We start from the raw sequence: 8,361 nt of genomic DNA, 5'->3' as shown, positions 1-8,361 counted from the left end.
ATTCCCCACACGCGAGGGCCGTCCTTCATTCCTCTCGACGAGGGTTGTCCTTGTTCCCCTCGCCGAGGAACGAGGCGAGGGTCAGCGCGGGTTGCGGGTGGAGCGGCGCATGGCGGAGAGGGGGTCGGCGTAGAAGACGCTCAGGGCCGTTACGGAGGCGGCGTGTTCTTGGACTCGGCCGCCGAAGCGGCTTATGCGGAGGTCGGCTGGGGGGAGGGTGGTGCTTTGGGTGAAAGCCTTTGCGACTGTTTCTATTCCGGGGCGGTAGGCGGTGAAGGCTTGGCCGCCGAGGATTACTCGATCGGGGTTGAACATGTCGCGGACCAGGGCCGCGGTGCGGCCCAGGATTTCGGCTCGTTCCAGGAGGAGGTCGCGGGCGGGGGCGGAGCCGGATTCGGCGGCGCGGTAGAGGTCGGCGATGACGGGGCGGCGGGGCGCCTCGCGTTTGGGGACGATGCCCGCTCGGACGGCGCGGGCCAGCAGAGCGCCCTCGCCGACGGTGACCTCCAAGCAGCCGCGGCGGCCGCACGAGCATTCGACGTCCGAGCCGGTGGGCAGGTGGGCGATCGAGCCGGGGCCGTTGGCGGGGGTGTGCACCCGATCGTGCAGTGTCACAGCGACTCCCGCGGTTTCACGGGCGTAGATGTAGAGGCTGGAACCGGGCCGCTGTTCCTCGGTCCCGGAGCTGAGCAGCAGTTCGGCGGCGGCCATCGCCTCGACGTGCGCGGCCACCGATACCGGCAGGTCCAGGACCGCGCCGAATACGGCGGCCACCGGCGCGGCCTGCCAGTCCAGCCGCGGATGATCCACGACACCGGCGGACGGGTCGACCCGCCCGGCCAGTGCCACACCGGTCCACAGCGGCCGCCGGCGTGGCAGCCGATCCAGGAACGCCTTCGCGCTGCGCGCGATGATGGTCAGCGCGGCCTCCTGACCCGCCTGCGGGGTGGCGATCTCGAGACCGCCGAGAATGCGGCCGGACAGATCGGCCGCGACGATACGGCTCACCGTGGCGCCGATGTGCACGCCGAGGGTGGTGTAGGAATCGGTGTCGACCTCGAAGGGCACCCGCGGCCGCCCGACGGCTCCGGATGCGGTGAGGTCGGCCCGCTCTCGCAGTAGCCCCGCCGAAAGCAGCGCGGATACTTGGCGATTCACGGTTGCGATGCTCAAACCCGTTGTCTGGGCGGCGGAATCGCGGAAGATGGGCCCGCGAGTGGCGGCCCGAAGCACCGCGGCCGCGGGATTGTCGGCGATGCGCAGTTCGGGCGGTACGGCCGGACGCGCGGGGGCGGTCCGGGCGGGCAGGGTGACGGTAGACGGTCGCTCGAGGGTGGGGCTCGTCATGTGCGAAGTCCTTGTTGTAGTCCCGTGATCACGGGACATGTCCGAAAGGGGCAGCAACAAGGCAGCGAGAAGGGCCCGAAATCAGTCGACGAAAAGGACTGGAGCGGTTCTCAGCTGCGCGGACGGGGACAACACAGTTCCCGCTGCCGCGGCAGCCGCACACCGAGCGCAACGGTCACATACGTGACGCGTGCGGCGTTCGGACGGCTGGAGGACATGCGTACGAAGTTATCATCCTATGTCTGCCCGACGCCAGACCAGGCGGTACGCATGCATTGCGATCTGCCTGAATATAACTTTTCGAGCAGGTCCGCGGGGTGGCGCAATAGCCGGGAATTCGGGCGTTCGGGCAGGACCGACCGCCCGCGAGGCGGCGGATTACCCACACCCGCCCTGCCACCCGGAAGCGACTGCCCCGGCCCGCCCGATTCACCCACCTACAGTCACAAACCGCAGGTGAACGGCGGAAGGAGACCGAGGTGACGCTGCAATCGGTGCGCGGCGCCACGGGCATCCGACGGGCCGACCGAGCCCGGCAGGTGGCCGATGTCCTGCGTCAGCAGATCCACGCCGGGGCGTTCGAGGACGCGCTCCCGGCCGAGGCCGAACTGGCGTCGGAATTCGCCGTCTCGCGCAATACCGTGCGCGACGCCTTGGCGCTGCTCAAGGACGAGGGCCTGATCGAGCGCGCGCCGAAGGTCGGCACCCATGTGGCCCAGCGCAAATACGAACACGGCCTGGATTCGCTGCGCGGGCTGAAGGAGACCCTGCGCGGCCACGGCGAGGTCCGCAACGAGGTGCGCGCGGCCCGCGCGGTGCCCGCCCCGCCCGCGGTGGCGCGACGACTGGGCCTGGCCCCCGGCGAACAGGCCGTCTATATAGAACGGCTGCGCTGTCTCGGCGATCTACCGCTCAGCCTGGATATGACCTATTTGGTCCCCGATATCGGCGCGCGGGTGATCGCGCGCGATCTGGAGACCAACGACATCTTCGCGCTCATCGAGGACATCAGCGGCGGCCCGCTGGGCTCGGCCGATCTGGTGCTCGAGGCGATCACCGCCGACTCGCATTCCGCGGCCACGCTCCAGATGCCCGAGGGTGGCGCCCTGCTGCTGCTCGAGCGGCTCACCCGGCTGGAGGACGAACGGCCGGTCGATCTCGAATACATCCGCATGCGCGGCGACCGAATCACCATGCGCGGCAGCCTGATCCGGCCCGCCGACAGCGATTGGAGGCTGATCTGAATGGCCCTGGTGAATCAGCGGGCCGATGTCCCGGTGACCATCGACGAATCCCTGTGCATCCAGGGGTGCACGCTCTGTGTGGAGATCTGCCCGCTGGATTCGCTGGCGATCAACCCCGACAACGGCAAGGCCTATATGCACGTGGACGAGTGCTGGTACTGCGGCCCGTGCGCGGCCCGCTGCCCGACCGGCGCGGTCACCGTGAACATGCCGTATCTGCTGCGCTGATCGGGCGCGTTCTCCGAGGAATCCCATGAAGTACCGTCCCGCCCGTCCGCTCTCGGCGGCCGCCATCGTGGCGCTGGCCGCGAGCGGTTGCTCCCTCGAATCGGCCGCCTCCGGCGATACCGTCCGGGTCGTCATCGGCTGTCGATCCAACACCAGCAACACCGTCACCGCCGGAACCCTGTTGAAAGCCAAGGGTTTCCTGGAGCAACGCCTCGCGCACATCGATGGTCACCAGTACCGGGTGGAGTGGCAGGACTACGACACCGGCGCCCCGATCACCGCGCAGATGGTCGCGGAGAAGATCCATATCGGTTCGATGGGCGACTATCCGCTGCTGATCAACGGATCCCGCACCCAGACCTCCGAACGCTCGCGCACCGCACTGGTGTCGGTGACCGGATATCAGCCCAAGGGTGCGCTCAATACGGTCGTGGTCGCCGCGAACTCACCGGCCCGCACAATCGACGACCTTGCCGGACAGAAGGTTTCGTCGAGTATCGGCGCGGCGGGCGACGGCACGCTGAGCCGGGCCGGAATCGATCCCGAATCGGGCGTCGAGGTGCTCAACCAACAACCGCAGATCGACGCCTCGGCGCTGGAATCCGGTAAGGTGCGGGCGCTGTCGCAGTTCGTGGCGTGGCCCGGCCTGCTGGTGTTCCAGAACAAGGCCCGGCTGCTCTACGACGGGGCCGAACTGAACCGAGGCGCCGCGCCCCCGGGAGGCCGGGTGGATCGCGGTGCGCTGCGCGCCGAAATACTCGCGGCCCTGCGCCATTCGGACGAACTGGCGGGGAGTGGACACCGATGATGATTCCGGACCTGGCCGACACCACCCGCCTCGACTGCGATGTGCTCGTGATCGGCGGTGGCACCGCGGGCACCATGGCGGCCCTGACCGCGGCCGAGGCGGGCGCGAACGTACTGCTGCTGGAGAAGGCCCACGTACGCCATTCCGGCGCCCTGGCCATGGGTATGGACGGTGTGAACAATGCCGTCATTCCCGGTAAGGCCGAGCCGGAGGATTACGTCGCCGAGATCACGCGCGCCAATGACGGAATCGTCAACCAGCGCACCATCTATCAGACCGCCACCCGCGGTTTCGCCATGGTGCAGCGGCTGGAGCGCTACGGCGTGAAATTCGAGAAGGACGCCTACGGCGAGTACGCGGTGCGCCGGGTGCATCGCTCCGGCTCCTATGTCCTGCCGATGCCGGAGGGCAAGGACGTCAAGAAGGCCCTGTATCGCGTACTGCGCCAACGCAAGATGCGCGAGCGGATCCGCATCGAGAACCGGCTCATGCCGGTGCGGGTACTGACCGAGGGCGGCCGCGCGGTCGGCGCGGCCGCATTGCACACGCGCACCGGGGAATTCGTGGCCGTGGGCGCGAAGGCGGTCATCCTGGCGACCGGACCCTGCGGACGCCTGGGCCTGCCAGCCTCGGGCTACCTCTACGGCACCTACGAGAATCCGACCAATGCGGGCGATGGCTACGCCATGGCCTACCACGCGGGCGCGGAGCTGTCGGGTATCGAATGCTTTCAGATCAATCCGCTGATCAAGGACTACAACGGACCGGCTTGCGCCTACGTCGCCAATCCGTTCGGCGGTTATCAGGTCAATGCCGCCGGGGAGCGATTCGTCGACTCCGACTACTGGTCCGGGCAGATGATGGCGGAGGTCGAGCGCGAGATCGAATCCGCCCGCGGGCCGATCTATCTGAAGGTCTCGCACCTACCCGAGGAGACACTCGACGCCCTGGAGGGCATTCTGCACACCACCGAGCGCCCCACCCGCGGCACCTTCCACGCCAATCGCGGCCACGACTACCGCACCCACGATATCGAGATGCACATCTCCGAGATCGGTTTGTGCAGTGGACATTCCGCGTCCGGCGTATGGGTGGACGAGCATGCGCGCACCACCGTGCCGGGCCTGTACGCGGCCGGTGATCTGGCCTGCGTGCCGCACAACTACATGATCGGCGCGTTCGTCTACGGCGATCTGGCCGGTTCCCACGCCGTCTCGACTCTGGCCGAAGTGGCCGCGCCCCAGGAACTTCCGGCCGACCAGCTAGCGGCCGCACACGAGCTGATCTACCAGCCGCTCCATCATCCGGACGGTCCGCCCCAGCCGCAGGTCGAGTACAAACTGCGCCGCTTCGTCAACGATTATGTGGCACCGCCCAAAACGGCCACCAAACTGTCGCTGGCTGTGGAGGCGTTCGAGCGGATGCGCGCGGAGATCGGTGGCATGGGCGCGACCACACCGCACGAGCTGATGCGCTGCGCCGAAGTGAGTTTCATTCGCGACTGCGCGGAGATGGCGGCTCGCTCCTCGCTCACCCGCACCGAATCACGCTGGGGCCTCTATCACGATCGGGCCGATATGCCCGAGCGGCAGGACGAGGACTGGCGTTACCACCTGAATCTGCGTAAGGGCCCGGACGGGCGCATGGAGTTCCTGAAGCGGCCCGTAGCACCGTATTTCGTGCCGGTGCCGGAATTCGCCGATATCCCGTCGGAGTCGCGGGAGACGCTGCCGGTGGACGAACCCGCACTGGTCGCGCGCCCGCCCCGGACCGGATCGGCCGCACCGGTCGTCACGCGATCGGCCGGTCATACGATCGAGGCCGAGAACGGTTCCGCCGCACCGCGTATCGCGCAGCTGCTGTCCCTCGATTCGCCCACGCTGTGCGAACTGGCCTCCTACCTGGACGATCCGGATCCTCGCGTGCGGGTCACGGCGCTGTCCACGGTCACCGAGGGAACGCCGGACGGCTTCGCGGCGGCCCTGATCAATGCCCTCGGCGATGCGGCCGCGCCCGTACGTACGGCCGCGGTATCCGGTCTGCGCGAATTGGTCGAAATCCTGCCCGACTCGGGCGAATTGGCCGAGCACGCCGATTCACCCGACCCCGTGGTCCGGGCCGCGGTCGTGGATCTGCTGCGGGCATTGCGGTCCGGTTCGACCGAGCTGTTCGGCAAGGCCGCCGTCGACTCCGACCATCGGGTGCGGATCGCGGGGGTGCGGGCGCTGGTCTCGGTGGACGACTGGAACGCGCTGACCGCCGTGGCACATGATGAGAACCGTGAGGTCCGCGTCGCCGCCGCGCACGGGCTGGCCACCGTCGGGCGCGGCGGCGCGCAGACCCTGCGGGAGCTGGCGGCCGATCGCGATCCGCTCGTGCGCGCGGCCGCACTCGCGGCGCTCGCCGCCCTGGGCGGTCCCGAGGATTCCGCGATACTCGCCGGGGCACTTGGTGATTCGGCCTGGCAGGTACGGGTCGGGGCCGCGCGCGGATGGGGTTCGGCGGGTGTCGCGGCGGCGGCCGAACCGCTGCGGGAGGCGCTGACCGATCCGCATCCGGACGTCCGCAAGGCGGCCGTGCTCACGCTCAGCGAGTGGTCGGGCGACGAGCGGGCCCGGGCGGCGCTGAGCGCCGCGCTCGACGATTCCGACGCCGATGTCCGGGCCTACGCGCGCCGGGCGCTGACCGCCGTTTGACCCGGTCGAGCCAGGGTAGGCGAACGATATGACTCATGCACAGGAGACCGGAAACGTCACCGGCACCAAGGACAAGGATTACAACCTGCTGTGGTTCACCGAGGCCGCACTGGACAATGCGCTGCGACTCGAGACCTATATCTCCGACGCCGAGCGCGAGGGCGATACCGAACTGGCCGATTTCTTCCGCAAGGCTCAGGCCGACAGCCGCAAGGGCGCGCGAATGGGTAAGGAGTTGCTCGCCCAACGACTGGGCGCCACACAGCCCTGAATCAGCGCGCCGCGCAGACATACGCCTGGATCGACGAACCCGAATCGCCCGGCAGATGTTTGCAATGCCCCTCGACCCACCGCACCCGGTCGTCGTCGGCCCGTGCGAGCAGCACGATTCCGATCTCGTGCCGAGCGACCATCCGCGCGAGATCATCCACCGAGATGGCCGGGGCCGTTCCGGTATAACCGCCGATCGACGGTATCTCCCGGCCGCTGACGAAAATGAAGGGCGAGGCCACCATCGAGGTGTGCGCGACGATCGGATAGCGCGCGTTCGGCATATCCTTGTCCAGTTTCGCGAGCAACCCACCTGCCTCGTCGAATGCCTCCCCGACGAAGCGCTGGGTGATCGCGCTGGTCTGCGCGGATTCGAACGGCATATCCAGACAGCCGTAACCGCCGACCACCAATGCGGCCGCGGCGACGGCCGGGGCCGCGAGCGCGGCCAGTAGCAGCGGAATCACCGCGCGGGTCGCCACGGCCAGCGCGCACAGGGCCAGCGCCACGGACAGTGTGACCCAGCGCAGCGTCGGCGGCGCGGGAGCCAGCAACCACCAGCCGTAGGCGACCGTCGCCAGCACCGCGACGAGGGCGACTCGGCGCATTCGCGTTGGGGCGGAGCCATATTCGGCCACGGCCATACCGATCAGCGCGGCGATCGGCGGCGCGAGCGCCGCCAGATAGTACGGATTCACCGTGCCGATAACCAGGAACACCGCGAGGTATACCAACAGCCAGCCGCCCCACAACACCAGCGCGGCGGTCCGCGGATCGGTGCGACCACGACGCCGGGCCAGGACCGCGAGGGCGATCAGGGCGGCCAGCGCCAGTGGAACCAGCCAGCCCGCATCGCGGCCGCCACCACCGGTGAAGATATGGGCGAGATGGTCATCGGGCCCGAGGACCAGGGCGGAACGGTAGTTGCGGCCATCATCGCCCACGGCGAAATTGGCCGCGCCGACGCTGAAGGCATTGTCGGTGCGGTCGGCGGCGTTGTAGAGGAACACCTGCTCGAACAGCGAATTGTCGTGACTGCCATCGACATACGGGCGATCGTGCGCCGGAACCAGGCTGACAACCGTCATCCAGCTCAGCGAAAACACCAGTGCCACAACGCCGAACAGCGCCGTATCGGCGATCCGGCGACGAAGCCGACCGGCGGGCGCGGTAACCAGCAACGCGACGCCGATCACCGGTACGACCAACCACGCCTGCACCATCTTGACCTGAAAGGCCGCACCGATGAGCACGCCCGCCCAGACCAGATCCCGTCGGCGATCCGATTCGAGCGCGGCCAGCACCCGATCGACCGCCGCGACCAGCAGCAGCACCAGCAGGCTGTCGGGTAGATTCCCGCGATTCAGCGCCACGGTCACCGGCACACAGGCCGCGACGGCGGCCGCCGCGACCGCGGGCCACGGCCCCGAAACCCGCCGGACCACCCGATACAGCAGCAGAATCGTCAGCACACCCCAGATCACCTGCGGCAGCACCACGGCCCACACATGCGCCCCGAAGATCCGCACCGACAACGCCTGCGCCCAGAACGCCCCCGGCAGTTTGTCGACGCTCAGCCGCGCCTCGGGATCGAAGGCCGCGAAGACGAAGTTGTGCCAGCTCATCGACATCGATCGCGCCACGGCCGCGTAGTACAGCTGCGGCTTCTGCTGCGCGATCCCCCACGCGTATGCCCCGCCCGCGACCGCGGCGATGAGCCACACCGCGGGCCGCGCCCACCGCCGGTGGTCACCTGCATTCGTCACCC

6 protein-coding genes and 1 pseudogene are annotated in these 8,361 nt (G+C 68.6%); 5 read left to right on the top strand and 2 right to left on the bottom strand.

Annotated elements, in window-relative coordinates; genetic code table 11:
• Positions 1-81: 81 nt before the first annotated feature.
• Positions 82-1,347 (bottom strand): ROK family protein, encoded by a 1,266-nt coding sequence (locus NP4_RS20855; protein WP_068000205.1) that lies wholly within the window; start codon positions 1,345-1,347, stop codon positions 82-84.
• Between the two features lie 479 nt (positions 1,348-1,826).
• Between NP4_RS20855 and NP4_RS20850 the strand changes: the two genes are divergently transcribed.
• From NP4_RS20850 to NP4_RS20830, 5 genes and pseudogenes are all read left to right on the top strand, one after another.
• A complete protein-coding gene (locus NP4_RS20850; RefSeq protein ID WP_068000204.1) occupies positions 1,827-2,591 on the top strand; it encodes a GntR family transcriptional regulator in 765 nt (254 codons plus the stop codon).
• Positions 2,592-2,819, top strand: coding sequence for a 4Fe-4S dicluster domain-containing protein (locus tag NP4_RS20845; RefSeq protein ID WP_040744775.1), 228 nt, complete (start codon positions 2,592-2,594; stop codon positions 2,817-2,819).
• Between the two features lie 25 nt (positions 2,820-2,844).
• Positions 2,845-3,516 (top strand): annotated as a pseudogene (locus NP4_RS20840) (type 2 periplasmic-binding domain-containing protein); the annotation flags it as partial.
• A gap of 107 nt (positions 3,517-3,623) precedes the next feature.
• Positions 3,624-6,323 (top strand): fumarate reductase/succinate dehydrogenase flavoprotein subunit, encoded by a 2,700-nt coding sequence (locus NP4_RS20835; protein ID WP_068000203.1) that lies wholly within the window; start codon positions 3,624-3,626, stop codon positions 6,321-6,323.
• A 28-nt stretch (positions 6,324-6,351) separates the two neighbouring features.
• Positions 6,352-6,594, top strand: a complete 243-nt coding sequence (locus NP4_RS20830) for a hypothetical protein (protein WP_068000201.1) — start codon at positions 6,352-6,354, stop codon at positions 6,592-6,594.
• A 1-nt stretch (position 6,595) separates the two neighbouring features.
• Here the strand turns inward: NP4_RS20830 and NP4_RS20825 are convergent, their stop codons facing one another.
• A complete protein-coding gene (locus NP4_RS20825; protein ID WP_169813775.1) occupies positions 6,596-8,359 on the bottom strand; it encodes an ArnT family glycosyltransferase in 1,764 nt (587 codons plus the stop codon).
• Positions 8,360-8,361 lie beyond the last annotated feature (2 nt).

The organism is Nocardia pseudobrasiliensis NBRC 108224 (assembly GCF_001613105.1).
In the GTDB taxonomy this organism is placed as follows: domain Bacteria; phylum Actinomycetota; class Actinomycetes; order Mycobacteriales; family Mycobacteriaceae; genus Nocardia; species Nocardia pseudobrasiliensis.
The sequence above is the reverse complement of the archived record's forward strand: the minus strand, read 5'-3'. Positions and strand labels throughout refer to the sequence as shown.

Bases quoted from the DNA above. Each gene is read 5' to 3' on its own strand.
- NP4_RS20855 (WP_068000205.1), bottom strand. From the start codon at position 1,347: ATGACGAGCCCCACCCTCGAGCGACCGTCTACCGTCACCCTGCCCGCC.
- NP4_RS20845 (WP_040744775.1), top strand. From the start codon at position 2,592: ATGGCCCTGGTGAATCAGCGGGCCGATGTCCCGGTGACCATCGACGAA.
- NP4_RS20835 (WP_068000203.1), top strand. From the start codon at position 3,624: ATGATGATTCCGGACCTGGCCGACACCACCCGCCTCGACTGCGATGTG.
- NP4_RS20830 (WP_068000201.1), top strand. From the start codon at position 6,352: ATGACTCATGCACAGGAGACCGGAAACGTCACCGGCACCAAGGACAAG.